This window comes from Tistrella mobilis (assembly GCF_041468085.1).
GTDB lineage: Bacteria > Pseudomonadota > Alphaproteobacteria > Tistrellales > Tistrellaceae > Tistrella > Tistrella mobilis_A.
The window spans coordinates 447,526-473,880 of the sequence record NZ_CP121015.1; the positions used below are offsets into that span (position 1 = coordinate 447,526).

General features: G+C 67.8%; 28 protein-coding genes. 11 read left to right on the plus strand and 17 right to left on the minus strand.

The features are described from left to right. Positions 1-8 precede the first annotated feature (8 nt). The 5 genes from P7L68_RS04725 to P7L68_RS04745 all read right to left on the minus strand — a co-directional run bounded on the left by P7L68_RS04725 (position 9) and on the right by P7L68_RS04745 (position 4,169). Positions 9-1,205: a CaiB/BaiF CoA transferase family protein gene (locus tag P7L68_RS04725; RefSeq protein ID WP_371999458.1), complete on the minus strand. Its 1,197-nt coding sequence runs from the start codon at positions 1,203-1,205 to the stop codon at positions 9-11. Then, positions 1,206-1,910 carry a GntR family transcriptional regulator gene (locus P7L68_RS04730; RefSeq protein WP_371999459.1) on the minus strand — a complete coding sequence of 235 codons (705 nt, stop codon included), beginning with the start codon at positions 1,908-1,910 and terminating at the stop codon, positions 1,206-1,208. A gap of 14 nt (positions 1,911-1,924) precedes the next feature. Continuing rightward, positions 1,925-2,668: an arylmalonate decarboxylase gene (locus tag P7L68_RS04735; protein WP_371999460.1), complete on the minus strand. Its 744-nt coding sequence runs from the start codon at positions 2,666-2,668 to the stop codon at positions 1,925-1,927. Between the two features lie 272 nt (positions 2,669-2,940). Beyond that, complete coding sequence (locus tag P7L68_RS04740; protein ID WP_371999461.1) at positions 2,941-3,780, minus strand: hypothetical protein; 840 nt, start codon at positions 3,778-3,780, stop codon at positions 2,941-2,943. Between the two features lie 5 nt (positions 3,781-3,785). Beyond that, a complete protein-coding gene (locus tag P7L68_RS04745) occupies positions 3,786-4,169 on the minus strand; it encodes a cupin domain-containing protein (protein WP_371999462.1) in 384 nt (127 codons plus the stop codon). Positions 4,170-4,677: 508 nt separating this feature from the next. On the opposite strand from P7L68_RS04745, the gene P7L68_RS04750 reads away from it, so the two are divergent. The 3 genes from P7L68_RS04750 (at position 4,678) to P7L68_RS04760 (ending at position 7,297) form a co-directional block, all read left to right on the plus strand. Continuing rightward, positions 4,678-5,418 carry a hypothetical protein gene (locus P7L68_RS04750; RefSeq protein WP_371999463.1) on the plus strand — a complete coding sequence of 247 codons (741 nt, stop codon included), beginning with the start codon at positions 4,678-4,680 and terminating at the stop codon, positions 5,416-5,418. A gap of 23 nt (positions 5,419-5,441) precedes the next feature. Next, a complete protein-coding gene (folE, locus tag P7L68_RS04755) occupies positions 5,442-6,068 on the plus strand; it encodes a GTP cyclohydrolase I FolE (protein ID WP_371999465.1) in 627 nt (208 codons plus the stop codon). 71 nt (positions 6,069-6,139) lie between these two features. Then, entirely contained in the window at positions 6,140-7,297 is a 1,158-nt protein-coding gene (locus P7L68_RS04760; protein ID WP_371999466.1) for an MFS transporter, read from the plus strand. A 152-nt stretch (positions 7,298-7,449) separates the two neighbouring features. Here the strand turns inward: P7L68_RS04760 and P7L68_RS04765 are convergent, their stop codons facing one another. Both P7L68_RS04765 and P7L68_RS04770 read right to left on the minus strand, forming a co-directional pair. After that, a complete protein-coding gene (locus P7L68_RS04765) occupies positions 7,450-7,740 on the minus strand; it encodes a type II toxin-antitoxin system RelE/ParE family toxin (RefSeq protein ID WP_371999467.1) in 291 nt (96 codons plus the stop codon). Then, entirely contained in the window at positions 7,737-8,033 is a 297-nt protein-coding gene (locus tag P7L68_RS04770; RefSeq protein ID WP_371999469.1) for a type II toxin-antitoxin system ParD family antitoxin, read from the minus strand. The genes P7L68_RS04765 and P7L68_RS04770 overlap by 4 nt, the downstream gene beginning before the upstream one ends. A 204-nt stretch (positions 8,034-8,237) precedes the next feature. Between P7L68_RS04770 and P7L68_RS04775 the strand changes: the two genes are divergently transcribed. Together P7L68_RS04775 and P7L68_RS04780 are read left to right on the plus strand one after the other, a co-directional pair. Beyond that, positions 8,238-8,645, plus strand: a complete 408-nt coding sequence (locus P7L68_RS04775; RefSeq protein ID WP_371999471.1) for a CidA/LrgA family protein — start codon at positions 8,238-8,240, stop codon at positions 8,643-8,645. After that, positions 8,638-9,372, plus strand: coding sequence for an LrgB family protein (locus P7L68_RS04780; protein WP_371999473.1), 735 nt, complete (start codon positions 8,638-8,640; stop codon positions 9,370-9,372). The genes P7L68_RS04775 and P7L68_RS04780 overlap by 8 nt, the downstream gene beginning before the upstream one ends. Before the next feature lie 13 nt (positions 9,373-9,385). On the opposite strand, the gene P7L68_RS04785 is transcribed toward P7L68_RS04780, so the two are convergent. Then, positions 9,386-9,862 (minus strand): Rrf2 family transcriptional regulator, encoded by a 477-nt coding sequence (locus tag P7L68_RS04785; protein WP_371999475.1) that lies wholly within the window; start codon positions 9,860-9,862, stop codon positions 9,386-9,388. A 169-nt stretch (positions 9,863-10,031) separates the two neighbouring features. Between P7L68_RS04785 and P7L68_RS04790 the strand changes: the two genes are divergently transcribed. Further along, complete coding sequence (locus P7L68_RS04790; protein WP_371999477.1) at positions 10,032-10,958, plus strand: NAD(P)/FAD-dependent oxidoreductase; 927 nt, start codon at positions 10,032-10,034, stop codon at positions 10,956-10,958. Between the two features lie 15 nt (positions 10,959-10,973). Here the strand turns inward: P7L68_RS04790 and P7L68_RS04795 are convergent, their stop codons facing one another. From P7L68_RS04795 to P7L68_RS04805, 3 genes are all read right to left on the minus strand, one after another. Next, complete coding sequence (locus P7L68_RS04795) at positions 10,974-11,180, minus strand: YHYH domain-containing protein (RefSeq protein WP_371999973.1); 207 nt, start codon at positions 11,178-11,180, stop codon at positions 10,974-10,976. Between the two features lie 171 nt (positions 11,181-11,351). Continuing rightward, positions 11,352-12,545 (minus strand): MFS transporter, encoded by a 1,194-nt coding sequence (locus P7L68_RS04800; protein WP_371999478.1) that lies wholly within the window; start codon positions 12,543-12,545, stop codon positions 11,352-11,354. Between the two features lie 37 nt (positions 12,546-12,582). Beyond that, a complete protein-coding gene (locus tag P7L68_RS04805; RefSeq protein WP_371999480.1) occupies positions 12,583-13,254 on the minus strand; it encodes an O-methyltransferase in 672 nt (223 codons plus the stop codon). A 127-nt stretch (positions 13,255-13,381) separates the two neighbouring features. Between P7L68_RS04805 and P7L68_RS04810 the strand changes: the two genes are divergently transcribed. Both P7L68_RS04810 and P7L68_RS04815 read left to right on the plus strand, forming a co-directional pair. Then, complete coding sequence (locus P7L68_RS04810; protein ID WP_371999482.1) at positions 13,382-14,002, plus strand: TetR family transcriptional regulator; 621 nt, start codon at positions 13,382-13,384, stop codon at positions 14,000-14,002. A 230-nt stretch (positions 14,003-14,232) separates the two neighbouring features. Beyond that, positions 14,233-15,783, plus strand: a complete 1,551-nt coding sequence (locus tag P7L68_RS04815) for a hypothetical protein (protein WP_371999484.1) — start codon at positions 14,233-14,235, stop codon at positions 15,781-15,783. Positions 15,784-15,800: 17 nt separating this feature from the next. Here the strand turns inward: P7L68_RS04815 and P7L68_RS04820 are convergent, their stop codons facing one another. From P7L68_RS04820 to P7L68_RS04835, 4 genes are all read right to left on the minus strand, one after another. Beyond that, positions 15,801-17,069, minus strand: a complete 1,269-nt coding sequence (locus tag P7L68_RS04820; RefSeq protein WP_371999486.1) for a type II toxin-antitoxin system HipA family toxin — start codon at positions 17,067-17,069, stop codon at positions 15,801-15,803. Continuing rightward, on the minus strand, positions 17,066-17,308 hold the full coding sequence (locus tag P7L68_RS04825) for a helix-turn-helix transcriptional regulator (RefSeq protein WP_371999975.1): 243 nt from the start codon (positions 17,306-17,308) through the stop codon (positions 17,066-17,068). Before P7L68_RS04825 ends, P7L68_RS04820 begins: the two co-directional genes overlap by 4 nt. A gap of 195 nt (positions 17,309-17,503) precedes the next feature. Further along, positions 17,504-19,624, minus strand: coding sequence for a catalase (locus tag P7L68_RS04830; RefSeq protein ID WP_371999487.1), 2,121 nt, complete (start codon positions 19,622-19,624; stop codon positions 17,504-17,506). A 136-nt stretch (positions 19,625-19,760) separates the two neighbouring features. Further along, positions 19,761-20,234, minus strand: a complete 474-nt coding sequence (locus tag P7L68_RS04835) for a CBS domain-containing protein (protein WP_371999488.1) — start codon at positions 20,232-20,234, stop codon at positions 19,761-19,763. 199 nt (positions 20,235-20,433) lie between these two features. On the opposite strand from P7L68_RS04835, the gene P7L68_RS04840 reads away from it, so the two are divergent. Further along, positions 20,434-21,063, plus strand: a complete 630-nt coding sequence (locus tag P7L68_RS04840; protein ID WP_371999489.1) for an exopolysaccharide biosynthesis protein — start codon at positions 20,434-20,436, stop codon at positions 21,061-21,063. A gap of 63 nt (positions 21,064-21,126) precedes the next feature. Here P7L68_RS04840 and P7L68_RS04845 read toward each other — a convergent pair whose 3' ends face one another. Together P7L68_RS04845 and P7L68_RS04850 are read right to left on the minus strand one after the other, a co-directional pair. Continuing rightward, positions 21,127-23,004 (minus strand): asparagine synthase-related protein, encoded by a 1,878-nt coding sequence (locus P7L68_RS04845; protein WP_371999491.1) that lies wholly within the window; start codon positions 23,002-23,004, stop codon positions 21,127-21,129. A 144-nt stretch (positions 23,005-23,148) separates the two neighbouring features. Next, a complete protein-coding gene (locus P7L68_RS04850) occupies positions 23,149-23,298 on the minus strand; it encodes a hypothetical protein (protein ID WP_371999493.1) in 150 nt (49 codons plus the stop codon). 302 nt (positions 23,299-23,600) lie between these two features. On the opposite strand from P7L68_RS04850, the gene P7L68_RS04855 reads away from it, so the two are divergent. Together P7L68_RS04855 and P7L68_RS04860 are read left to right on the plus strand one after the other, a co-directional pair. Continuing rightward, positions 23,601-25,418 (plus strand): YbhB/YbcL family Raf kinase inhibitor-like protein, encoded by a 1,818-nt coding sequence (locus tag P7L68_RS04855; protein WP_371999495.1) that lies wholly within the window; start codon positions 23,601-23,603, stop codon positions 25,416-25,418. Next, positions 25,411-26,346, plus strand: a complete 936-nt coding sequence (locus tag P7L68_RS04860) for a diacylglycerol kinase family protein (protein ID WP_371999496.1) — start codon at positions 25,411-25,413, stop codon at positions 26,344-26,346. The genes P7L68_RS04855 and P7L68_RS04860 overlap by 8 nt, the downstream gene beginning before the upstream one ends. Positions 26,347-26,355: the final 9 nt, after the last annotated feature.

Here is a 26,355-nt window from a genome sequence, read left to right on the forward strand (position 1 = left end):
CCCGGTCCTCAGCCGATGATGCCGCGGGCGCGCAGCGCGCCGCGTGCCTCGGCGCCCAGCCCCAGCAGCTCGTCCAGCACCTCGTCGGTATGGGTGCCGAGCAGCGGCGGCGGGGTATAGACCTCTTCGGTCATGCCCGACATCTTCACCGGATTGCCCGGCATCTCGACCCGCCGTCCCGAGGGATGGGCCACCTCCACCACCATGCCGCGGCCGCGGATCTGCTCGTCGGCCATGGCATGGGCGATGTCGTTGACCGGTGCGCAGGGGATCTGGTTGCCGAACCGCGCCAGCCAGTGCTCGCAGCTCTCGGTCTCCAGGATCTCCTGCAGGCGGGCGTTGATGAAATCGCGGTCGGCCCAGCGGCCGGGCTGGGTGAGATAGACCTCCTTGCGCAGGTCCGGCGCATCCAGAATATCGACCAGCCGCTGCCAGAACTGGTCGGTGATCACCGCCAGGATCACATGGCGGGTTCTGGTGCGATAGGTGTTGTAGGGCACATGGACGAAATGGCCGTTGCCCGACCGGCCGGGCTCGCGGCCCGACAGCGACTGCATGGTCGCCATGTAGTTCAGCATCGACAGCTGGCAGTCGAGCATCGAGATGTCGATATGCTGGCCCTGGCCGGTGACGTTGCGCTGGTTGAGCGCCGCCAGAATGCCGATGGCGGCGAACAGCCCGCCGCCCAGATCGCCGATCGGGATGCCCGCCCGCAGGGGCGTACCGCCCGCCTCGCCGGTCAGCGACATGCCGCCGCCGATGCCCTGGGCGACCAGATCGAAGGCCGGCCGGTCGGGATTGGGGCCGGTCTCGCCGAAGCCGGTGACCGAACAGGTGATGATCCGCGGGTTGATCGCCGACAGCGTCTCGTGGTCGATGCCCAGTCGGCCGGTGACGCCGCGGCTGTAATTGTCGACCACGACATCGGCCTTCCGCACCAGATCATAAACCAGCGCGCGGCCCTCTTCGGTCTTCAGGTCGACGGCGACCGACTGCTTGTTGCGGGCGAGGGTGAGGAAATAGGCGCCCATGCCCTCGATCGAATGATCGGGATCCTTCGCCAGCAGCTTGCGGGTGCCCTCGCCGGTCTTCACCGGCTCGATCTTGATGGTGCGCGCGCCCAGATCGGCCAGCAGCATCGTGCCATAGGGCCCCGAGAGCATATGGGTGAAGTCGAGGATGATGACATTGTCGAGCGGTCGCATTCAGGGGGCTTTCGGTTCGGCCGGGGGGGAGAGGGAAAGATCGGCCACCAGCGCATGGCGGGCGGCATGGACATGGGCGCGCATCACGGCACCCGCCCAATCGGCATCCCGCGCGCGGAAGGCATCCACCAGCTCGCGGTGATGGGCCATGCTGCGGGCAAGCTGGCGGTCGTGATACCGCCGGAAGGTGCGGTGGACCAGGATCAGATCGACGGTCTGGGTCAGCAGCCCGGCCAGGCGGTCATTGCCGCAGGCGGCGGCGATACGGGTATGGAAATCGTGGTTGAGACCGGTGATCCGGTCGAGGAAGCCGGCCGGTCGGCTGACCGCCAGATCCTCCATGCGGGCCGCCAGCACCTCCAGCGCGTCGATATCGGCGGCCGTCAGATGACGGGCGGCCTGCTCGGCCACGGCGGCCTCGACCAGCGCCCGCACCGCAAAGATCGCCTCCAGATCTCCGATGCTCCAGCTCGACACGAAGGCGCCGAGACCGGGGGTCAGCACCACCAGCCCTTCGGTGGCGAGCCGGCGGAGCGCTTCGCGAACCGGTGTGCGACTGACGCCCGCCGTCTCGGCCAGATGCTCTTCCCGCAAGCGGTCTCCGGGGCGGAAGCGGCCGTCCAGAATGCCGGTGCGGATGGTGGCATAGGCACGCGCCAGGGCGGTTTCGGGTGGGGCGGTCTCGATGTCGGTGAGGGACGTCACGATGACAGCCTTCTTCAGTGCTTCAGCAGCAGCGATCCCCAGCCATCGATCCGGTCGTCGATCCCCTGGGCGCGCAGGGCATGCCAGAAGATGGCGGTGTTGATCGCGATCACCGGCTTGCCCAGCCAGGTTTCGGCGAAACCGGCCAGCCGTGCCATGGCGAGGTTGGTGCCCACCTGAACCACGGCGTCGACATCGGGCCCGTCGACCTCGCGGATCGCGGCGGCAAGCTCCGCCTCCCCGACATGGGCGATCTTCACCGGGCTTGCGCATTTCAGCCCCTTGATCCGGGGCACCTCGTAGCCGCATTCCTCGAAGAAGCGCACGACATTGCGGTCGCCGACCGGCTGATAGGGCGTGATCACCGCGATGCGTTTCGCGCCGTAAAGGCCGAGCGCGGCCTGGCAGGCATCGGACCCCATCGAGACCTGAAGCCCGGTATGGGCCTCCAGCTCCGCCTTCAGCCGGCGGCTGGCGGCGAGCCCGTCCCAGAAGGTTTCGGCCGAGATGCCGAGCACCAGCCGGTCGGGCTCGCAGGACATCACGCTGTCCACCGCGGCCATCTGGGCCTCGGCGATCAGCCGGATCAGCTCGTTGAAGTCGTCGTCATTGTGGAGCGCGATGTTGGGGATCGCGATCCGGGCAATGTGGCTGGTGACGCCAGGGGGCGCCATCCGGTCGAATTCAGGCTGGACACTGGTATTGGTGCTGGGGACCAGCACGCCGAACTTGGCACGCCACCCGAGACTGTCGCCCATGTGAGTCTCTTTCATATTTGCGTTAGCCCCTCGGCCCAAGCGGGCACCGAGTCTTTTTAGCCCCTCGCCGGGCGGGTGCTCCGCACCCTTGGCCGCCGCCTCAATGGCGGCTGGGGGAGTCTTTTCCGTCCCTCGGCCCAAGCGGGTGCTGCCGCACCCTTGGCCGCCGCCGGGTCTTTTAGCCCCTCGCCGGGCGGGTGCTCCGCACCCTTGGCCGCCGCCTCAATGGCGGCTGGGAGCCAGGATTGGTTGAGGTTGGTGATTGTCATCCATCACGACCACAGAACCAGGCGGCCCGAGGGCAGGCGGCCGATGAAGGAGCCGATGGAGATGCGGTCATGGCCCGGGGCGGCGCGGCCGCCGGCGATCTCGTGCGGGTTGCGGGTGTTGAAGATGACCACGTCGCCCGCAACCGCCCGGAAGGTGAAGCGCTCGGCGCCGGCCACGGTATCGGCCGGCAGGCCGTAGCTCTGCGGGATCTCGCCCGGCGCGTGGACGGGATCCCAGGGCGCGTGATGAACGGTGGTCTCGCCCCCATCCACCAGCTCCTGGGCATAGAAATTCCAGCCAAGCTGCGCATCGATCGCCGCGATGTCATAGGCGGGTGAGTTGACCGGCGCCCAGTCGGCATGCAGATCCACGCCCTCCGAGGCATGCCGGATGATGCCGGCGTAATAGCGCCCGCCGGCCTCTTCGGCGATGCCGACCCCGGCGGGGCTCACCGCCGCCAGCCGGTCGATCAGCCGCCCGACCGCATCGAAGGCCCGGGCCTGCACCGCATCGCGCCGCGCCTCGACCGCCGTGGCATCGCGGAAATAGTCGGATTTGGGCCGGTCCCAGCGATATTCGTACTGGGCGAGGCCGATATAGCCGATCCGCCGCTTGACGCTGTAATAGGAAAGCTCCGCTTCCGAGACCGCCTGCGCAAAGGCCGCGCATTCGGCAGGGCTCGCGAAGCCGGGGATGCGGATCGCCGGGATCTCGTCATCCAGCAGCGCGCGCAGGCTGTCCGCGGTCAACGGCGCTTCGGCGGCCGATCGCCAGCGCGGCCGGGTGGGAAGGCCGGCGCCTGTATACAGCGGCGCCGGGTGATGGGTTGCAAGCGTCGCCACGGCCCTCACTCCCAGGTCTTGCGCGGCGGCGACTTCACCTCGACCTGAAGGCAATCCTCCAGCGCCTCGCTGTAATGCTCGACACCCACCGGATGGACCCAGGAACTGCCGGGGGTGGCAATAAATTCCTCACCGCCAATCACCAGCCGCATCTTGCCGCTGATCAGATAGGCAACGGTCTCGTGATCCATGTGCTTGTGCACCGGATCGATCAGGCCTTTCTTGCGGAACACTTCCAGAAACAGGATATGCTCCCCCACGGCCATTTTCCTGACCGTGACATGCCCCTGTTCCTCGACCCCCTCTACCCGGTTGATCACTTCCGGCACCACATCGGCCGAATTGACGTGCAGATGGCTGGTCCGCTGCATGATGCGCTGATCGTCCACGACTCGTCTCCCTGATTGTTGCTTGTGCCCGGCCGGCTGGGGCGCGGCCGTTTTGTCTGGACAATTTACTGTATGCAGAGGGCGGGGGTGGGCGCAAGGGGATTTGTCCGGACAATATGAATCCTGCCAGACTCCCGACTCAGTGACACCTGGAACGCAATGATGGCCGCCGGCACGACGGCCGAAACATCGTGCTCCTCGCGGCAATCGGCGTTACATAATATTATATATCAATAGCTTAATGAGATTCATCCGGCGAATTCATCAACCTTGATTGTCCTTGAACATCAACATTTATGACATTATGATTGAGTTATGACAATACATTAATGTCCTATGCCATTATGGACGGCCGTGCGCCACCGCTGCCCTCCGGCATCTGACAGTCGCGGATCCTGGTGCCTTCAAACCGGTGCGCCTGACGGCGGGCTTCACGGTCCACCACGACGACATCGTCCGAAGACCCGCAGAGCAGATCCGACCCGTTCGTTGTGCAAGGAGAAGACCTATGTCGCTGGTCTCCGAGAACTTACGCCCCGCCGCCGCCCCCACCGCCGCGACCGACGATGACATCCGCGACGTCCTGGCGCTCGTCACGCCAGAGGACTATCAGGCCGCCTGCGATCAGCTGGCCCGCATGTACGGGCTGCGATACAGCGAGGCGGCCGGGCATCCGCTCAACATCAAGACCATCATCAAGGGGCGCGATATCACCTTCGCGCAGGGCGTGTCGCTGTCGTCGCGGATGTTCATGCTTCTGCACAGCCTGGGGCACTATTTCTTCATCTGCGCGGCGAAGGACAAGAAGATCGAGCGCTATGCCTACATATACGATCTGCGCGGCGTGCAATCCGCGCTGCACTATTATGAAACCGAAGGCCAGGCCAACGGGCTCGATGCGCCGCCGGAGATGACCGACCAGAAGCGCAAGGATCGGGTGTCGTTCGAAGTCGGCGCCAATAATTTCGCGACCGACCTGCTCCGCCATATCGGCTTTGCCAAGGGCGAGAAAGTGGTGCGGACCTATGAGGCCGGGGATATCAACTACATTGTCGACGTCTCGGGCTATGGCAAGAACGCCATCGTGCCGACCGACGGCGATTATCTGCGCAAATATGTCTGCGCCGGCCTGACGATCGATCCCGACGACACCTATGACGACGGCGTCTACGATGCAACCAGCTTCCGCGTCGACGGCATCGACTGGGACTATATCGAAGACATCAAGCTGGAAATTCATTTCTTCTAGGATTGTGCGACGGGGGATCGACCATGTTGGACGCCGTATCGGTCGCGGCCGACCTGCGACCAACCGCCGCCGAGGCGGAAGAAGCCGTGCGGACGCTGCTCCGCTGGGCAGGTGATGATCCGGACCGCGAAGGATTGCTGGGGACGCCGGACCGGGTCGTGCGCTCCTATGGCGAATTCTTCGCCGGCTATGCGATGGAGCCGCAAGACGTTCTCAGGCGAACATTCGAAGAGATTGAAGGCTACGACGAAATCGTGGCGCTGCGCGACATCCGGTTCGAAAGCCATTGCGAGCACCATATGGTGCCTGTGATGGGAACCGCCCATGTCGCGTATCTGCCCCGGACCCGGGTCGTGGGCATCTCGAAACTGGCGCGTGTCGTCGAAGGCTATGCGAAACGATTCACCATCCAGGAGAAAATGACGGCGCAGATCGCCAATGCCATCACCACGGTTCTTGAACCGCGCGGCGTTGCAGTGATCGTCGAGGGATCGCACCAGTGCATGACCACGCGCGGCGTGCACAAGCCGGGCGTCGCGATGATCACCAGCCGGATGACCGGCGTTTTCCGGGAAGATCCCGGGGCGAGGCTGGAGCTTTTTTCGCTCCTCGGCATGCGGCCCGGTGCCGGTCCGGAGGGGGGCTGTTGACGTCGACCAGTGCCTTGAAAGGCGCCCATCAAAACCGGGACCGGCGAAGCGGGGGCCACGAAAGCGGGGAGATGGGCGCCTGGTTCGCAGTGCTGTGGGTCTGCCTGTTCATCATCGGTTCGGCGGAAGTCGTCGCCGGGCCGATGATGACCGTGATGGGCGCCCATTTCGGCGTGCCGTCCAGCCGCATCGCTCTGCTTCCCGCCGCCTATGGTCTGGTTTACGCGGCGGTCGCACTTGCCGCAGGCCCGCTCGCCGACCGCCTGGGGCGGAAACGGATGCTGACGGCCGGCCTTCTCGGTCAGGCCGTCACGCTCTCGATCCTGCCGCATTGCGGCAGCCTCACCATCGCGGTCTGGCTGTCGGGCCTGGCGGGGTGCAGCGCCGCGATCATCCAGCCCAACGCCTTGACCATCGTCGCCGACCAGGCACCGCCCGACGATATCGGCCGGTGGATCGCACGGGTCTTCGTCGGGCTGATGGCGTCTTTCGTGATCACACCGGTCGTGGCCGGCTGGATGGCGAGCGGCACAGGCTGGCAACATGCCTATCATGCCCTTGGCGCGACGGCGTTTCTCTGCGCCATCGGGGTGGTCGCCCTGTGCCCGCCGGGCAAGCGGGGGCGTCCGGCATCCTTCTTCGCCACGCATGGCGCCGCCCTGCGAACGCCAGGCGTGCGGTCCGGCCTTGCGACCAGCTTTCTGTGGCTGGGATGTGCCGCCGGCTTCGGCGCCATCGTGGCCAATGTCGCGGCCCGCAGCCTGCCGATCACGACCGCGGGGGCGGGGCTCATCGCGGCATGGTTCGGGTTTGTCGTCATCCTCGGCAATCTCAGCGGCCATGCCCTTGAACGGCGCTGGCCGGGCCGGGCGCTGCCGGCCCTTGCTGCCGCCTCGGCCATCGGCATCGCCCTCTTCGCCCTGCCCGCGGGCTCACCCTATCTTCTGGCAGTTGCGGGAACACCCTGGGCCTTCGGCTACGGGGCCGCGGGGCCGCTTCACCACGCACGGCTGAACCATCTCTCCGAACGGTGGCGCAGCACGATCAATTCCTATCACGCCAGCCTGCTCAATCTTGGAATCTTCGCGGTGTCGGGCCTGTATGCCGTCATGACACCGTACCTGTCGCCAGGCTGGTTCTGCGTGGTCATCGCCGGTCTCTGTTTCTCGGGAACGGTCTTCATGCCCGGCACGGGGCGCAGCCTCTCTGCCGCAAGGGCCGGGAGGTGACAACCGCATTACCCCTTCCCCCTCCCCTGATGCATACTGCCCGCCGCCACGCACAGCATCGTGAAGGGGTCCATGGTGACGGGGTGGAAGAAGGCCGGCGCGGTCTGCGTCGGGACGGTCGGGTTCGGGCTGGCCTGGCGGCCCGCACCGTCTCATCCCAGTTTATGACCGCCAATACCGCGCCGCCCATGAAGCACACGCAAAATTTCCACGACGCCCGGCCTGACCCGATAGAGCACCAGATAGGATCCCGCCACCACATGGCGCACGCCAGGGCCCAGATCATCGCGGCGGCGGCCGGACAGGGGATAGATCAGGATCTGACGGAAACGGCTCTCGATCGCCTCGACGAGTGCAAAGGCGGCGCGCGGGTTATGATCGGCGACATAGAGCGCAATGCCTTCCAGATCCGCCGCCGCCTGCGGAAGAAGCCGAAGCTTCATATGTCGTCGGGACGTCGGGATCTGTCGTCGGAAAGGCGCACGCGCAACCTCTCGCGAAGCCCCGCGAAGACCTCTTCGGCGTCGATCGACGGGCCGCTGTCGATACCGGCCTGAACCAGATCGCGCAATTCGTCGACCGTGTAGCCCAGCAGATCGCGACGATCGTGCCATTCGCGCACGGCCTCGCCGATCACCTCGCTGGTCGAGGCGTATTGGCCCGTCTGCACTGCATCACGGACGGCCCCTGCCATGTCTGGCGGCAGGACAACCGTCATCTTCTCGACGTCCGCCATAGCGCACCTCGTTCACCAATCGTTCTAAAGACTAAGCGATCCACGCCATAGCGGCAAGGCCCCGGCCGCTTTCCAGGACAACCGGCCGATACCACCCCCGCCCCAACCGCCCCGCCCCAAGCGCCCCGCCCCAACCGCATTACCCCTTCCCCCCTCCGCTGATGCATACTGCCCGCCGCCACGCACAGCATCGCGAAGGGGTCCATGGTGACGGGGTGGAAGAAGGCCGGCGCGGTCTGCGTCGGGGTGGTCGGGTTCGTTCTGGCCTGCATGGCCGGCAGCTGGCTGTCGGCGGTGACCGGGATCGGGCTGCCGGGGCAGATTCTGGCGGTGCCGATCGTACTGGCGGTGCTGGCCTGGCTGCCCGCGGCGCGGCGGCCGGTAGAGGCGGCGGGGGATGTTCTGCTGCCGCTGCTGGGGCTGTTCCTCATCCCGCCCGCCACCCGGGCCCTGCAGGCGATGGTGGAAGATCCCGGGCGGCTGCCGGGGCTGCTGCTCGCCATCGGCCTGACCCTGCCGGTGACGGTGGCGGTGACGGTGGGCGTGTTCACCCGCCTGAGGCGGCAGCCGCCGATGCCGGCGGCGGAGCGCGGGGATCGGGGACATGGCTGATCCGGTCACCGAGCTTCTGGCCTGGGCCGGGGCGCTGTCCTGGCAGACGCTGGCCCTGCTGGCGCTCACCTTCGCGGCCTGGGCCGCGGCGCGGCGCTTGTGGGCGGCGGCGCGAGGCTCCGCCTTTCTGACCCCGGTGCTGACCGCGGCGGTGCTGATCACCGGCGTACTGACGGCGATCGATCTTCCGGTCGGTGACTACGGCCGCGCGACCACGCCCCTGTCGGCCGCGCTGTTGCCGGCGACCGCCGCCATGGCCGTGCCGCTCTGGCGGATGCGGGTCTATCTGCGCGCGGTCTGGCGGCCGCTGGTGGCCGGCACGATCGCCGGCGGCGCCACCTCGTTCCTCGGCATCTTCCTGATCGGCCCGCTGCTGAGCCTGCCCCTGCCCGATCAGCTGGGGCTGGGCCTGCGCGCGGTCACGGCGCCGGTCGCGATCCCGCTGGCACAAAGCCTGGGCAGCACCATGGACGTCACCATGCTCGGCATTCTGGGCAACGGGCTGTTCGGGGCGATGGCGACGCCGCTGCTGGCCCGCCTGGCGCTGACCCGTCTGGCGGGCCTGCGCGACGACGACCGCGTCACCGGCTTCACCCTTGGCCTCACCAGCCATGCGATCGGCGTGGCCCATGCCGCCCCCCGCGGCGGCGACATGGCGGCGATGGCGGCGGCCGGCATGCTGGCGAATGCGGTCTGCACGACCCTGATGGTGATCCCGCTGCTCTGACGGCGGCGCGGTCTCAGCCCTCGACCGGAGAGGCTTCCACCGGGCAGGCCGGCCCCTCAAGGCCGATATCGGCCAGCCGCCGCTCGAAATCCTCCGCCAGATCCTGCAGCGTCACCGCAGCCAGACGGGCGCGCAAAACCGCCTCGGCCTCGGCGAGCGCACCGGCCAGCGCCGCATCCACCGCCTGTTCCACCAGGCAGTCCGGATTGTCGCGGGCAAGACCGATCGCAAAGATCTGAGGGTCGCCCACCGCCCGGTGCACATCCAGCAGGGTGATGCCGGCCAGCGGCCGCGCCAGCCGCCAGCCGCCGCCATGGCCTTTTTCCGAGCGCACATGCCCCGCCTCGCGCAGGCCCGCCATGGTGCGGCGCACCACCACCGGGTTGGTGCACAGCATGGCCGCGATGGCATCCGAGGTCATCGGGCCGTCATGGCGGTTCATGTGGATCAGCACATGCAGCATGCGTGACAGACGGCTGTCGGATCTCATCGCTTCTGTCCGGCGTGGTGGCGGATGACGGGTGGCGGCCCCCTTTCCTACCACAGATCCCGCCGCGATACGCGTTCACGCAACGGCAGAAGCGACGTGAGCCTTGACGCCGGCTCATGCCACTTCTAACGTTACGTAACTTTCGGCGACAGGTGATCAGGAGAGAGTCATGCGCTTCGATGCGATCGTGGCAGGCGGCGGCTTTGCCGGGCTGGCGGCGGCCATGCAGCTGGCCCGGGCACGGCGGCAGGTGGCGGTGGTGGATGCCGGCCAGCCGCGCAACCGGTTCTCCGCCGCGCTGCACGGCATGCCGGGGCAGGATGGCCGCACGCCCGCCGCCATTCTGGGCGAGGCCCGCGCCCAGCTTGCCGCCTATCCGGCCGCAACGCTGATCGGCGGGCAGGTGGCGACCGCGGCTGCCACCGGCGACGGCTTTCTGGTGCAGCTGGCCGACGGCCGCGAGATGACCGCCGCCCGGCTGATTCTGGCCCATGGCCTGACCGACCGCATGCCCGGCGCCGAGGCCGGCCGGCCACTGGCCGCAGCGCTGGCCGAACGCTGGGGCCATGGCGTGCTGCACTGCCCCTATTGCCATGGCTATGAGACGGCCGGCGGGCCGATCGGCGTGCTCGCCACCCGCCCCGACATGGTGGCCCATGCCCTGCTCTTCACCGATTGGGGGCCGACGACACTGCTGCTGGACGGCATCCCCGCCCCCGATGCCGAAACCGCCGCCCGGCTGGCCGCGGCCGGGATCACCATCGAGACGGTGCCGGTGGCCGAGCTGCTGGGCCCCGCCCCCGGCCTTGCCGGCCTGCGCCTGGCCGACGGCCGCACGCTGCCGATGACCGGCCTGTTCGTCGCCCCCGAGCCGCGGTTCACCACCCCCCTGCCCGGCATGCTGGGCTGCCGCACCGAAACCGGCCCCACCGGCCCCTGGATCGTGACCGACGACTGGGGTCTGACCTCGGTTCCTGGCGTCTATGCCGCAGGCGACATCGCCTTTCCGATGCACAATGCCAGCCTGGCCCTGGCCTCGGGCGTGCGGGCGGGGGTGGGCGCGCATCGGTCGCTGGTCTTCGGGGGCGGCGGGTGATCCACCTGCCGGGCGTCAATGGCAATGATAATCGCCGGTCTTCCGGTTGTGATGACAACCATTGCGATCCAGCCCGCCACCATGGGCCGGCGGGGGCGCCGTCAGCTCCGACGGCAGCGCAGGCATGGCGGATGCCGCCGCGGAGGCCACCGATGCCGCAGGCAACGCCAAAGCGAGCAGTGCCAGGGCGAGAGACGCAGCAATAAGCTGTAAATTTCTCATGATGATCACCAAAAGGTTGCATTACATGCCTCATGACTCCACGCATAGGCGTCAGGTGTCAAGACGGTCACCCCGAATGCAACCTGCGGTCAGCGCACCCCCTGCGCCGTCAGATCCAGCCCGGTCAGGTCCTCCCGAAGGTCGCCCGCGGCGCCGGCATCATGGGCGCGGTCATGCTGCGACCGTTTGGTGACGCCGCCGCCGCCGGAGCAGCAGCGCAATCAGAACCCCCACCCCCGCCGCACAGCCGCCGATCAGGAAGACCGGGCCATAGCCGGCACGGTCGGCGACCAGCCCGGCCAGCGGGCCGGTGAGGCCATAGGCCAGATCCTGAAAGGCGGAAAAGCCGCCCAGCGCCGTGCCGCGCAGATGCGCCGGCACCAGATGCACCACCTCGCGCCCCATGGCCGGAAACACCATCGAACAGCCGAGCCCGGTGAGGAAGGCACCCGCCAGCGCCAGCCCCGGCGTCGGCGCCGCCCAGATCAGGATCTGGCCCACCGCCTCTACCGCCAGCGAGGCGGTGGCGACCGGCAGCCCGCCCAGCCGGTCGGGCAGATGACCGAACAGGATGCGCACCAGCACGAAACCGGCGCCGAAGGCGGTCAGCCCCAGCCCGGCATGGGCCCAGCCCCGGTTCAGGAACAGCAGCACGAAGAAGGCGCCGATCGCGGCGAAGCCGATGCCCTGCAGGCAGACGATCAGCCCGTGCCGCCAGATCCGCCCCATCACCGACAGGAAAGAGGGCCGTGCGGCATCGGGATGGGGGGCCACCCCCGGCATGGCCGCGACGGCGATCAGGCCCAGGCAGGGCAGCAGGGCCGCCACCGCCATGGCCCCCATGAAGCCGGCATGGTCCATCAGCAGCAGGCCCAGCGGCCCGCCCAGGCCCAGCGCGCCATAGATCGCAGCCCCCACCAGCGCCAGCACCCGGCCGGCCCGCGCCGGCCCGGCGATGCCGATGCCCCAGGCGATCACGCCGACGCCGGCCAGGCTCTCGCCCAGGCCCACCAGCAACCTTCCGGCGAGCAAAACGACAAAAGCCGTCACCGGTGCGAGTGAGGCCAGCCCGGCGAGCAGCGAGACCAGGGCGCCTGCGGCATAGAGCGCAAGCCCGCGCTGCACCGCGATCTTCGCCCCAGACCGGTCCGACACCCGCCCGGCCAGGCCGCGGGTGAGGATGGTGGCGAGGAAGGCGATGCCCACCGCCAGCCCGGCCTGAAGATTGCCGAGGCCGAGCCCGTCGGTGACCTGCACCGGCACCACCGGCAGCGGGATCGCAACGCAGAGATAAGAGAGGAAAAGCACCGCAACCAGCAGCAGAAGGCGTGCCTGTGCCGGCGCACCGCTCGACGAGGTCGTCATGGGGAGGCTCCAGATAACGGAGAGGGGTGGCCCGAGGTCAGCCGAGCCGCAGCGACAGCTCGACATCGCCGGCAAAGGGCACCGACAGCCAGCCATGGGCGGGGTCGCGGACCCGGGCCAGATAGTCGGGGGCATGGTCGGCATTGTCGGCCACCACCAGGGCGCCGGGGCGGAGATGCGGCTCGATCAGCGCCAGGATCTCGGCATAGAGCACCTTGGCGCCGTCCAGCAGCACCAGATCGATCGCCGGCGGCAGGTCGCGGGCCAGCGTTTCCAGCGCATCGCCCTCGCGCAGCTCGACCAGATCGGCAAGGCCGGCGGCGCGCAGGTTGTCGCGCGCACGGGCGGCCTTGGCGGGCTCGAATTCGGTGGTGATGATCCGCCCCGCGCCATCCGTGCCGGCGGTATCGCGCAGCGCCGCCGCCAGATGCAGGGTCGAGATGCCGAAGGAGGTGCCGAATTCGACGATCGACCGCGCCTTCAGGCTGTATGCAAGCATATAAATCAGACGTCCGGTTGCAGGTGACACCGGCAGCGCCAGCCCGGCCAGACCGTGATAGAGGTGGCGATAGAGGCTGCGGCTGCGCATCAGCCGGTCGCGCTCTTCGGCGGAGAGCGCGGCGAGGGCCGGGGGAATTTCTGCCGCCGCGGCTTCGGCGAACAGGCGGTCCAGCAGGGTGGCGACCGGCTGTGCGGTGAGTGTGGACATGGGACGACATCCCTCTCGACAGGCAGGGTTCAGAGATCGACCGTTTCGGATTGAGAGGGGCGCCGCCTCGCCCTAAAAATATGACGAGATCGTCGCATTCGCGCTAATCGCATTGGCGGAGCCCAAGATGCCCCCTGCCCCAACCCCGCGGATTTCCTTGCGAAAACGCCCGCAACAATCCCGGTCCGAGGGGCTGGTGGCGGCGATCCTGGAAGCGGCGGTTCAGGTTCTGACGACCGAGGGCGCGCAGCGTTTCACCACCGCGCGGGTGGCGGAACGGGCGGGCGTGGCCGTGGGCTCGCTCTACCAGTATTTCCCCAACAAGGCGGCGATCCTGTTCCGCCTGCAAAGCGACGAATGGCAGCGGACCGGCCGCCAGATGCATGCGATCCTGGCCGACACCAGCCGCACGCCCGCCGACCGGCTGCGCGATCTGGCAATCACCTTCCTCCGCTCGGAATGCGAAGAGGCCGCCATCCGCCGCGCCCTCGACGACGCCGCCCCGCTCTACCGCGACGCGCCGGAGGCCCGCGCCGCCCGCGCCTGGATCCACGACACCCTCGCCGCCTTCATGCGCGAAGCCCTCCCCGACGCCGACGACGCCCGCCGCGCGCTGATCGGCGAGTTGATCCTGCGCACGCTGAAATCAGTGGGGCAGGACTATTCGGAAACGCCGCGATCGGCCGCGGAAATCGCGGCGTTCGGGGCGGCGTTGGGGGAGATGCTGGTGGGGGGGTTGGGGGGGTAGACCGGTTGGCACGACTAATGGGTGACAATTTAAAAACTATTAGGTTAAAATCTACCCACACGGGTGCTCTTCACGGATAACGTGGCCCGCATTCGGCTGTTCGGCATGACATTCGCCTCTTTGGCGGGTCAGAGGCTGCCTCTATTTCGGCTAATGATCATGGGGACCTGTCGTCGGGAGAACTGCCCGTGCCCTCGTTTAGGGAAACGCTTGCACCACTGTCAGCCCAAATGGTGCGCGAGCATCAGATCCTCCACATCGCCGCTGATCTGCCGAGCGATGATGGCGCAATTGAGCGTGCACGCGCTGAAATTCTGAGATGGGCGCAGAAGCGTAGCGGCGGCAAGCTTCCGCGTCATGCCATGGAGGGGCGGGGTTTCGAATTGCTGGCAGCCGGCCGCAACAGCAGCGCGGTGGAAGTCCATCTTCCCGAAATCCATGCTTGGGCTTTGCGTCAGGAAGATCCCGATAAAGAGGTTCCAGGGCGCATCTGGACCTCGGAAGCGATCCTGTGGCGCACGCCGGACAGGCCACCAAGGTTTGCTGCCAGATTGATCGTCGGCAGCGGGGAGGCGGAGCTTGATATTGCTCCTGCGGTTCCTGGATATATTCGACAACTGATCGATAGGGTTGGCCTGAAAAGCGGCGGTCGGACGTTGTCGTCGCTGCCACGCCATGTCGAAGGTAGGGACGCCGAGGACGCGCTTCTTGATTTGCTGGCAGATCCGGCACGCCGACTGCCGGTCGTCGCCGTCTCCGTGGACCCGAACAACCCAAAGTCGCCGATTGATCTTGACGGGCTCGCTGCTGCTCTTTGTGGGCTCTGTGATGTCGTCAAGGTTCCGCCAGAGGCATCGTGGGCACTTACCGAGCGGTTCGGCAAGCGGCTGTCAGTGTTCGACCGCGCCGTTCGGATCTATATGCCGGGGTTCGATGATTACGCCGATCCGTTCGCCCACCCGCTTTGGCTAGGTGCACGGCTGGCAACCGAGGGTGATGCCGCGGTTGTCGAACGCCAGATCAGGGCGCAGGTGGCACAGTTCAGCACGCGCGCCGTACGCCTGGGCGTGACTATCCTGCCATTTGCGCAACTGCGCAGCTACGCTCGAAAAGCGGAACAGGAGCGGCTGGCGAGAACTGGAGCGTCCGATAGCGAGAAACTATCGGCGGCGGAACGTCGCATCATGGCGTTGGAGAAGGAACTGGCCGAAGCCAAAGACATGGAACAATATGCGCTGGAGGAAGAGGGCAAGACAAGGCTGCGTGCCGAAGAAGCCGAGAGCCGAGAGCGGAATACGACGGCTCAAATCCAGGTGCTCCTGCAAAGACTGTCGAATGCCGGATTGGGCAGCGACGACGTCCAAGTGCTTCCAACAACGTGGGCAGATTTTGAAGATTGGTGTGACGAAACGTTGGTAGGGCAGGTTGCGCTCACGGGAGCGGCACGACGCGGCTGCAAAAAAGCGCTCTATACCGACGTGAAGCAGGCCGCTCGTTGCCTGCTGTGGTTGGCCCGGGAATGTCGCAGTCGCTTTCTGGATGGTGGCGGCTCACTCCGCGACGAACCAATCGAAGATGGAATTCGCAACGCTCCTTGCGGCAGCGACGGATTCGCATTCAATTGGCAAGGTCAACATCTGAACGCAGCTTGGCACGTGAAGACGGGGGGAAACACGCGTGCCCCTGAATACTGCCTACGCATCTACTACGGCTGGGATGAACAGACACAGCAGATCGTCGTCGCCGACATGCCGGCCCATCGGCGAACTGGCGCCAGTTAGGGACGAACGTCCGAATTTCATCGCACCCTCCCCGCGACCGTCAAGGCGCACCGCTCGGCGCGGTCGCGGATCATGTCGGCAAACTGCTCACTGGCCCATTGGTCCAAGCCGGAAGGCGAAAGCTCCTCTGCGACGGTGGTCGCCTTCTCAAGCACGCCCCTGCTGATCTCCGCAACCCGTCGTCGGATCAGCGGCAGGCCGAGACCCGTGTCGGCTGCGAAGCTTGCCCAGCCCTTGGCGTCCAGCTCGGCGAGCGTCGCCCGTTTCCCGATCTTCATGGCGAAATTCGGCGAGAGATCGGGATAGGCGACAGTCGCCAGAAGGTCGTAGAGCGGGGCGAGGCGCGGGCCTCCGGTGTCATAGAGGATCGAGAAGTTCTTGCCGTGCGCATCGGCATTCCCGGCGATCACATTGAAGATCACCGCGTCGAGAAGCTTCAGCACATCGACGGCGGGCCTGGCGGCGACACGGCGGAGCAGCGCGAAGCAATCCTTGAAGGTCGGGCCACCTTCGCTGGCATATTTGATCTCCGGTGGCACACCGAGTGCCTGGCAGAAATCTTCCTGATGGATCCGGCGCACAGCTCCATCACCGCCGATGGCGCGGTCGTAGCGCTGGATCAGCAGAAATGGGCGCCCCTGCACGATACGCGCCTCTACCGGCGCGACATCGAGACCGATTTCAGCGGCAAGTCGCATCACAAAGGCCTCGTTCTCGGTCGTGGCTGCGAAGCGCGAGATCGGCGGTTTGAGAATATGTGTCGTCGGCTGGCCCGGCGCAGGCAACGCCACCGCACCATCCACCAGAACGACCGGCACCTTCGATTGCGCGCCGGCCAGCGAGAGGCGCAGTCCGCGCTCGCCCGCCAGCAGCGGGCGAAGGGGCAGCGCCTCCAGCATCCGGATCAGGGCCGCATCATCAAGCGGGCTCGTCCGCCGCTCGTCGGCAAAACCCGTCGGTGGTTCGCCGGGCGGCAAAAGCTGGAGCGCGCCCGCGACATCGCCCCCGAGACGATCGAGAAGGGCGAAATCATTGGCGCGTGAAACGCCCAGCGCCTGAGCCACACCGTCGCGCTGGCCTTCTTCCGGCAAGAGGCCACCGAAAAACGGACGACATTCGCGACGGCTGAACGGCTCCACCCGCTTTGGCAGCGAGGCGGACAAGGGCGGCACCTCTGCATCGCCCAGCCACTCCGGCGCATAGGCGAAGCCGAGTTCACCGTGCGGGTTCTGTGTCAGCTGGCCAACCAGGCGCCCGTCCCACCAGATATCGAGGGCGCGCGTCATGCCTTCGGCCGTCCGTTGATATCGGGCGGCGGTGCGATATCGAAGGAGCATCCGAGGGCCGCCAGGACCTGAAGCGTCTTGCCGATCTGCGCGGTCGGCTTGCCCGCTTCGAGATCGACGATGAAGCGCAAGCCGACTCCGGCTGCGCCCGCAAGCTCGTCCTGCCGCAGGCCTGCGGCCTTGCGGGTGGCGCGGACGATATCGCCGATCTCGGCAGGGGTGAGGGTGCGTCTGGCCATGATCTTTCCCGATCGGGAAATTATGATCGAACCCCGAAGATTGTCCATCAGAATTTCCCGCTCGGGAAAACGCTTCGCGAGCATAATGACGGCGGATCGTCTTAAAGAGACATAAAAACTAGCCTTGGTCTCGGCAAAAAAGCCCCGACAGGCCCAACCCCGCCGGGGCAATCCTCCCTCAGAGACGGCCGCCCCTCACACCGCCGCCATCACCTTCTCCCGCGCCCAAAACCGCAGGTCGCGGCAGGTTTTCAGGAAGGCGGGGGCGTCCGACGGGGCGGTCAGTTTCACGAAGCCGGCGTCGCGCTTGGGCGGGGCGGCGCCGGCTTCGGTCATCAGCGCGTCGGCGTCGGGGGCCCAGGCGATGAATTTGCGGTGGGCCCAGGCGTCGCCGATGAAATCGAGCGCGGCCGGGTGGGCCTTCAGCCGGTCTGCGCCCTCGGCCGAGATCAGAATGGCGACGGCGTCGTAGAGCACCGAGGGGCCGCCGTCGATCTTCTGCGCCGCCGGCACCAGCATGCCGTCGCTGAGGGTGACGCCGGCGATTTCGGGGGCGATCACCTCGATCATCGCGCCTTCGGCCGAGACCGCCTTTTCAAGCGCGGCATAAAGATCCGCATCGGCGCCGTCGGTCAGCAGCACGCCCAGCTTGCGGCCGCGGAAGCTGTTCGGGCCGTTGAGCAGGATCGACAGGGCCGGCGAGGGCGGCAGGTCGGTGCGGGTCGGCTTCGCCGCCGGGGCCGGATCGGGCATGTCGCGCACGCCCAGCCCCACCGCCACCGCATCGGCCAGATCCTGATGCACGTTCAGAAGATGCGACAGCATGCGCAGGCGGATGTCCGGGCGTTCCACCTTGCTCAGCTCGAACACCAGCGCATTTGCCATATGGGTGCGTTCCGCGGGCGTCTGGCTGATATAGAACTGCCGCGCCTGGCTGTAATGATCCGCGAAGCTTTCCGGCCGCATGCGCAGCTTGTCGGGCTCGTGCTCGGTGACCCGCAGGCTGGAGAAGCCGGTCTTCGGGTCTTCGCGCGGCCCTTCCTTCCAGGAATTGGGTTCGTAATTGGCGCGGCCCTTGCGCACCTCCATGCGCATATGCCCGTCCTGCTGGAAATGATGCATCGGGCAGCGCGGCCGGTTGACCGGGATCTCGTTGAAATTAGGGCTGCCCAGCCGTTTCAGCTGGGTGTCGAGATACGAGAAATTGCGCCCCTGAAGCAGCGGGTCGTTGCTGAAATCGACCCCGGGGATGATGTTCTGGGTACAGAAGGCGACCTGTTCGGTCTCGGCAAAAAAATTGTCGACCACGCGATCGAGCACCAGCCGGCCCACACGGCGCACCGGCACGATCTCTTCGGGGATGATCTTGGTCGAATCCAGAATGTCGAAATCGAAAGCCTGGGCGAAGCTTTCATCGAACAGCTGAAGCCCCAGCTCCCATTCCGGTGCGTCGCCCTTCGTGATCGCATCCCAGAGGTCGCGGCGGTGGAAATCCGGATCGGCGCCGTTGATCTTCACCGCCTCGTTCCACACCACCGACTGCATGCCGAGCTTCGGCTTCCAGTGGAACTTCACGAAGGTCGATTTGCCGTCGGCATTGACCAGACGGAAACTGTGCACGCCGAAGCCTTCCATGAAGCGGAAGGCGCGCGGGATCGCCCGGTCCGACATGATCCACATGACCATGTGCATGCTCTCGGGCGTCAGCGAGATGAAGTCCCAGAAATTGTCATGCGCCGTCTGCGCCTGGGGGAAGCCGCGATCGGGTTCCTGCTTGGCGGCATGGATCAGGTCGGGAAACTTGATCGCGTCCTGAATGAAGAAGACCGGGATGTTGTTGCCGACGATGTCCCAGTTGCCCGCCCCGGTATAGAGCTTCACCGCGAAGCCGCGCACGTCGCGCGCCAGATCGAACGAGCCCTTGTTGCCGGCGACCGTCGAAAAGCGCACGAAGGCCTCGGTGCGCCGTCCCGCTTCCTGAAACGGATCGGCGGTGGTGATGTCGGCAAGGGATTCATAGGCCTCGAAAAAGCCGTGCGCCCCCATGCCCCGGGCATGCACCACCCGTTCGGGGATCCGCTCGTGATCGAAATGGAAGATCTTGTCGCGGAAATGCACATCCTCCATCAGCACCGGCCCGCGCGGGCCGATCTTCAGCGAGGACTGATCATCGGCGACCGGCATGCCGTGCGAGGTGGTGAGCACCGGCGTATCGCCGCCGGCGGTCTGGTGCAATTCCCCGCCAGGGCCGCGCAGCGCCTCCTGGTCGTGGATCTTCACGGGCGTGCGGGCATCGGGATCGGTGGTATTGGCCATCTGGTCGGGGCTCCGCTGGCGGGATCAGGCGATCCGGGGCTGGCTGAGTGAAGGGAGAGAGGGAGAGAGGGAGGGCGGGCGGCCCGGCCGGGGAGGCGGGGCGGAGCGGCCGGGCCGCCCGCCGACGGGGCAGGGCTCAGCGCCCGCCGCCGCCATTTCCGGCCGCACCATGCCCGGCGCGGCTCTGGTTGTGCGCACCGCCCGGCACGACCACGCCGGTCATCGCGGTGCCGGTGGAGTCCGGCGAATAGCCGAGGGCGCTGTCGGCCAGCGACAGCACGCCCACCAGCCGCTCCTGCCGGTTCATCACCGGAATGCGGCGGAGCTGGATGTCGCCCATGTTCTGGACGACATGCTCCACATCCTCGTCCTCGTAGCAGTATTTCACGTCGCGGGTCATGACCTCGGCGACCTTGGCGGACCCGTCGCGGCCGGCGCCGACGCCGCGGATGGCGATGTCGCGATCGGTCACCGCACCGATCAGGCGGTCGTTCTCGCCCACCGGCATATAGCCGATATCGCAATCCGCCATCCGCTCCGCCACCGCGCGCAGGCTTTCATCCGGCGTGGCAAGCTGGACATTGCGGCTCATGAGTTCCTGAACCTGCATGTTCTCGATCCTCCGTCACGGTGCCCGGCCGGCGGGTGCCGACGGCCGGCGCCAGGTTCCCGGTGTGTCGATCGTTCGGGCGCTCAACACCCGTCGGCGCCGATGGTTCCGGAGCCGATGGTTGCGGAACGGATCGCGCGGACAGGCGATTGAGGGGCCGTCCCGCCTGCCCATCCACGACGCCAGGAAGGATCTCCCAGTGACAGCCCAGACGACGGATCGCAAGGCGCAGGCCTCCGGCTCGGGCGAGCCCGGCAATCTCGACGACCTGCTCGACCGGCTGGCAGAGGCCGGCCGGAACGAGACCGACGGCAAGGTGTCGGTCGACGACATCTGGCACACCATCGGCCAGCGGTCTTTCGGGCCGCTGCTGCTGGTGGCGGGGCTGGTGGTGATGACGCCGCTGGGCGGCATTCCGTCGGTGCCCACCATCTTCGGGGTGATCGTGATCCTGATCGCAGGCCAGCTGCTGCTGGGCCGCAAAAGCTTCTGGCTGCCGGGCTTTCTGCGCCGGCTGCGCGCCGATCAGGACAAGCTGGACAAATCCATCCGGGTGTCGCGGCCGGTTGCGCGGGTCATCGACCGGCTGATCAAGCCGCGGCTGACCTGGTTGACCCGCCCGCCCTGGAACCGGGTGATTGCCGGCGTCTCGGTCGCGCTGGCGGCCATCATGCCGCCGCTGGAACTGGTGCCGATGGGGGCGGCCGTGCCGTCGGCGGCGATCACCGCCTTCGGCCTGGCCCTGGTCGCCCATGACGGGCTGCTGGCACTGATCGCCTTCGCAATCAGCCTCGGCGGCTTCGTGCTGGTGGGCACGCAGCTGCTGTAGCCCCCCGCCCGAAGGCTCGCGCCCTGTGCCGCAAGCCGGCCCCGGGTGCCGGCGCGGCGATGGTCAGTCGTTCCGCTTTTCCAGACGGTAGAGAAACTGCCCGACGCGCAGCCCGTGCCCCAGCGCATGGCGCATCAGATGCACACGGGGCGGCTTCGCGGCCTCTTCTGCCGAGGCCGGCCAGTCGTCGAAAACCTTGCGCATCAGGGCCACATCCAGCACCTCGCGCGCCAGGGGCGATCTTTCGATCCGCTCCAGTTCCGCGCGGATCCAGTCCCGGCGCTGATCGGCCCAGGCGAACCATTCCGGCTGCCCCGGCGCGATCCTGGTTTCCGCGGCGATCGGGGCCGGAACACGGCCGGCCAGCATGCGTCTGGCCAGGTAGCGGTCGATGCCGTTGCGGTGATACTGATCCCGCGGAATGGCGAGACAGAATTCGACCAGATCCAGATCCGCGGTCGGATCGCGGATCTCGATCCCGTCCGCGGTGGTGAGGAAACCGAACCCGGCGCGGCGGACCCGCATCGCCTCGATGCCGGCGATCTGGCGATCCAGATCGGGCGAGCCGGTGCGCGACGGGGGGGCGGGATCAACCGCGCTCAGGCCCAGCCGGTCGGCCAGATCCATCCGCACGCCCACGAAATCCGCCCAAGGATTGGCCGGCAGCCCGGCCCAGGCCCGGCGGGTAAGCCGGTGACCGAAGGGCAGCAGCGGCCGGATTCCGTTATGCCACAGGGTCCGGGCCAGGCCGGTCCCCCGCCGCGCCCGCCGCTTCAGGAACCCCATGGCCTGGAGCATCCGCCCGCGGCGGAGGGCATCGGCCAGTCCCAGCCTGCCGTCATGGCTGATCGTGGCGTTTCCATAGCCGCCGCTCAGAACAACGGAGACCCCCAGGCGGCGGGCCAGATCCCGGACCGGCGGATACAGCCAGCCCGCGCTGTGCAGCGACGGCAGCGGCAGGTCGCGCGACCAGAAAAACCCGCCCATCTCTTCCTCTGCAAGCGAGGGCAGGCCGGCATCGACCCCATGGCCGGTGATCTGGGGATACATCGCGAGCAGGGGCTGAACCCGCGGCCATTCATCGATGAAATGCCGGGCCGGATCATGGATCGCGGCAACCGTCGGGTCCGGCCGGACGGTGACGGTGTGAAACATACGGTCCCGCTGCTGCGCCGCCGCGGTCACCACCGCCGATGAATCGAGCCCGGCGCTCAGATGGCACAGGAAGGGGCCGGTTTCCGGCATCCGGTCGGCAACCGCACGATCCAGAAGTTCCCGCGCGGCGGCGACATAGTCGTCATCCCGCCGGTAGCGGACGGAGCGGCGGGGGATCGGCGACCAGAAGGACCGCAGGGTCAGGGCACCATCCCGCCAGAGCAGGGCATGGCCGGGCGGCAGCAGATTGATATGCCGGTAGGGCGTCCGTTCCGGCGCCAGATGCTGAAGATCATACAGCCGGTAGGCCAGCGCCTCGGGGTCCGGCGTGTCCGGCAGCTCGGGAAAGCCCAGCAGCAGGCCGGGGCGCGAGGCGGCATAGAGGCAGCCGTCGACCACGGCGTAATACAGCGCGCGGTGGCCCATGGCATCCACGGCCAGAAGGCATGATCCGTCGCGCCCGTCATGGCGCGCCAGGGCGAAATCGCCGCGCAGCCCGCCCAGGGCATCGATGCCCAGCCGGGCGAGGGCCACATCCAGGATCTGTTCCGCGGTTCGGGCCTGTTCCGCGGTTCGGGCCTGTTCCGTCGTCCGGGCGGGGCTGCCGCCGTCAGGCAGTCCCAGCCGGTCGGCCAGACCGGCCGCCTTCAGGATATGGCCATCGAGAACCAGCCCCGACCCGTCCGGGGCCGGCAGGATCGTGCGGGGCCGGCCGGGGGCACGGCCGGGCCGCAGCCGGGCCGCCGTCGGCGCCCCGGGGTCGAGCACCGCCAGCCTGGCATTCACCGCAGTGAAAACGGCCGATGGCCGCAGGTGACCGGGCAGCTCCGGCCGGATCCCGACGGACGGCCGTACTGAGACGGCAAGAATGGGCACGGACAGGTCCGCCGTTGATCGGAACCGGATGCTCAGCCGGTCAGGGCGGCCAGCTCAGGACTGGGGCGAAAAGTCGCCATCGTAATTGGGGCCGCTCACCCCCTGGGTCTGCTCGGAAACATATCCGATCTCCAGGCGCGGGGCCGACCAGACAGGCCGTGAGAACTCTTCCACCCCGGCGAAATGTTCAACATCGCGCTTCATATCTCTACTCCAGTTCGACAATTGGCTTACGGTTCGGATCATAGCATAGCAAGGCGCGGCGCCAAAGTATCCATCACTCTTTTTACATGCAGGGAGCATCAGATACTCCAGAAGATCACGCCATACGCGAATCCTTCTCAAGGGCAGAGGCTTCCTTAAGGGCAAAGGCCTCCTCCAGGGCAAGGGGCCTCTCCGGGGCAGAAGCATGGGATCGATCCGGCCGGTGCCGGGTTGCCCCCGTAACCGGTCCCCCCGCCCGGGCGCCCCCCGCCCGGGCGATCGATCCCGCCAGGAGGCCCGCCATGCCCCGCCCCACTCTGCACACCCACCTCACCCTGCGCACCCTTCCCGCCCTGCTCACCACCCTGCCCCTGGTCTTCATGGTGGCGCCCGCCCGCGCCCAGGACCCGCCGATGGCGGTGCAGGCGACCGTGGCGGTGGTGAAGCCGGCGAAGCTCGATCTGCCCGAACGCGACCAGGATCTGATCCGCCGCCTGACGGTGCCGGAAGGCTACGAGGTCGAGGTCTATGCCCGCGATCTGGGGGCGCCGCGCATGCTGGCGGTTTCCCCCGCCGGCACGCTTTATGCCACCCGCCGCGACACCGGCGATGTGGTGATGCTGCCGGCGGCCGATGGCGGCGGCGCGCGCACGCCGCGCACCGTGGCGAGCCGCGCCGGGCTCCATGGCATCGCCTTCGACGGCGACCGGGTCTTTCTTGCCACCGATACCGACGTCTATGTGGCCGAGGTGCTGGCCGATGGCGGTTTCACGCGGCTGGAGCGGATCATCGACGATCTGCCCGATGGCGGCCAGCACCCCAACCGGACGCTGGCCGTCGGCCCCGACGGGCAGCTCTACATCTCGGTCGGCTCCAGCTGCAATGCCTGCGCCGAAACCAACCCCGAACACGCCACCATCCTCCGCGCCAGCCCCGACGGGCAAAGCCGCCGGATCTTCGCCGGCGGCCTGCGCAACACCATCGGCTTCGACTGGCAGCCGGAAACCGGCGCGCTCTACGGCTTCGATCACGGCATCGACTGGCTGGGCGACGACGGCCAGCTGGAAGAGCTGAACCGGATCGAGCAGGGCGGCCGCTATGGCTGGCCGCATCTGGTGGATTTCTCGCGCCCCCATATCCGCAGCGCCCCGCCCGACGGCATGTCGCTGGCCGACTGGAAAGCGATGTCGACTGAGCCCGCGCTTGGCTATACCGCCCATGCCGCACCGATGCAGATGGCGTTCCACGACGGCACCGGCATGCCCGAAGACGTGGCGGGCGATGCCTTCGTCGCCATGCGCGGATCATGGAACCGGGCCACGCCCAGCGGCTACGAGGTGGTACGGGTGCGGTTCGAAGACGGCCAGCCGGTCGAGGCCCGCCCCTTCTTGACCGGCTTCCTGACCGGCGCCCCGACCCGGGGCCGGGGGGATGACCCGATGCCCGGCATGCTTGGCCGGCCGGTCGGCCTCGCGATCATGCCGGACGGCGCGATCATGGTCGGCGACGACACCAACGGGGTGATCTACCGCATCACCCACCCCGAGACGAAGACGGCGGGCGCCCGCCTCACGCCGGCAGAGCCGCCGGCGCAGAAGCCTGCGGGCCGGCCGCTGGCGCTGGAACGGCTGGCGCCGGACCATGCCGCGGAGATGGAGGTGACCGCCGGGTTCGAAGACGGCGGCAGCCTGCCGGTATCGATGCTCGCCCGCGGCCATGACGCCTCGCCCGCGCTGACATGGTCGGGCGCGCCCCAGGGCACCCGTTCCTTCGCGGTGGTGATGGAGGATGCCGATGCGGCGGGGCCGACCCCCTTCGTCCATTGGATGATCTATGACCTGCCGGTGGGCCATCAGGCGCTGCGCACCGGCCTGCCGGCGGCGCCGGTGTTGCGCGACCCCGAAGGCGCCCGCCAGGCGACCAACAGCCATGGCGGCATCGGCTATACCGGCCCCAAGCCACCACCGGGGGACAAGCCCCATGCCTGTCACCTGGTCGTGCTGGCGCTGGATATCCCGCGGCTGGAGGTCGGCCCCGCCGCCGATCCCGCGGCCGTGCTGAAAGCCATGGACGGCCATGTGATCGGTGCCGGCCGGCTGGTGGGCCATGCCGGTGGCTGACGCATCCTTCGCGCTGCCCGTCATCCACAACCCCGCGGCCGGCGGCGGCCGGTGGCCGGTGGCGCGGCTCGGCGCGCAGCTTGAGGCGCAGGGGCTGGCGGCGGCCCCCCTGATCCATGCCAAGGATCCCGATCTCGGCCCCCGCCTTGCCGCCGCCGCCGCGGGGCGCCGGCCGGAAGCGGTGCCGGTGCTGGTGGCCGGCGGCGACGGCACCGTCGCCCGGCTGCTCCGCGCCCTGCCCGACCGGCGGATGCCGGTCGCGATCCTGGCCACCGGCAGCGCCAACAACATCGCCCGCAGCTTCGGCCTGCATCTGCCCGATCCGGACGACCAGAGCGGCGACAGGGTCGATCTGGCCACCCGGGTGCTGGCCGGCATCGCCTGTCCCTGGCATGCAGGCCGGGTGCAGATGGACACGACAGCCCCGCGTCTCTTTTTCGAAAGCGTCGGCTTCGGCGCGATCGCGGCCGCAATGGATGGCGGCGGCAAGGACCTGCACGGCCTGCCCAAGATCCTGGCCGGCCGCGCGGCCCTGGCCGAGGCGCTGGCCGCCGGCCGGCCGCAGCGCTGCCGGCTGACGCTGGGCGACCGGGTCGTGGCCCTCCGCAGCCTGCTGGTCGAGATACCCTGCCTGCCCTGGACGGGACCGCGGCTGCTGATCGCGCCCGGCCTGTCGCCCGGCGGCCGCCAGGTCTGTGCGGTCACCCTGCCCGCCCGGCATCTGGCGGCGGCGCGGGCCTGGCTGGCCGATCCGGAAATGCCGGTCCATGCCTTGTCGCCGCTGACCGCACCCCATATCGTTCTCGACGGCCTGAGCGGCCCGGTCAGGATCGACGATGCCCGGCTGACCGAAGATGCCGCCGGCCGCCCCTTCGCCTTCGACCGAGACCCCGATCCCTTCCGCATCCTCACCGATCCCGACATCTGATCGACCCGC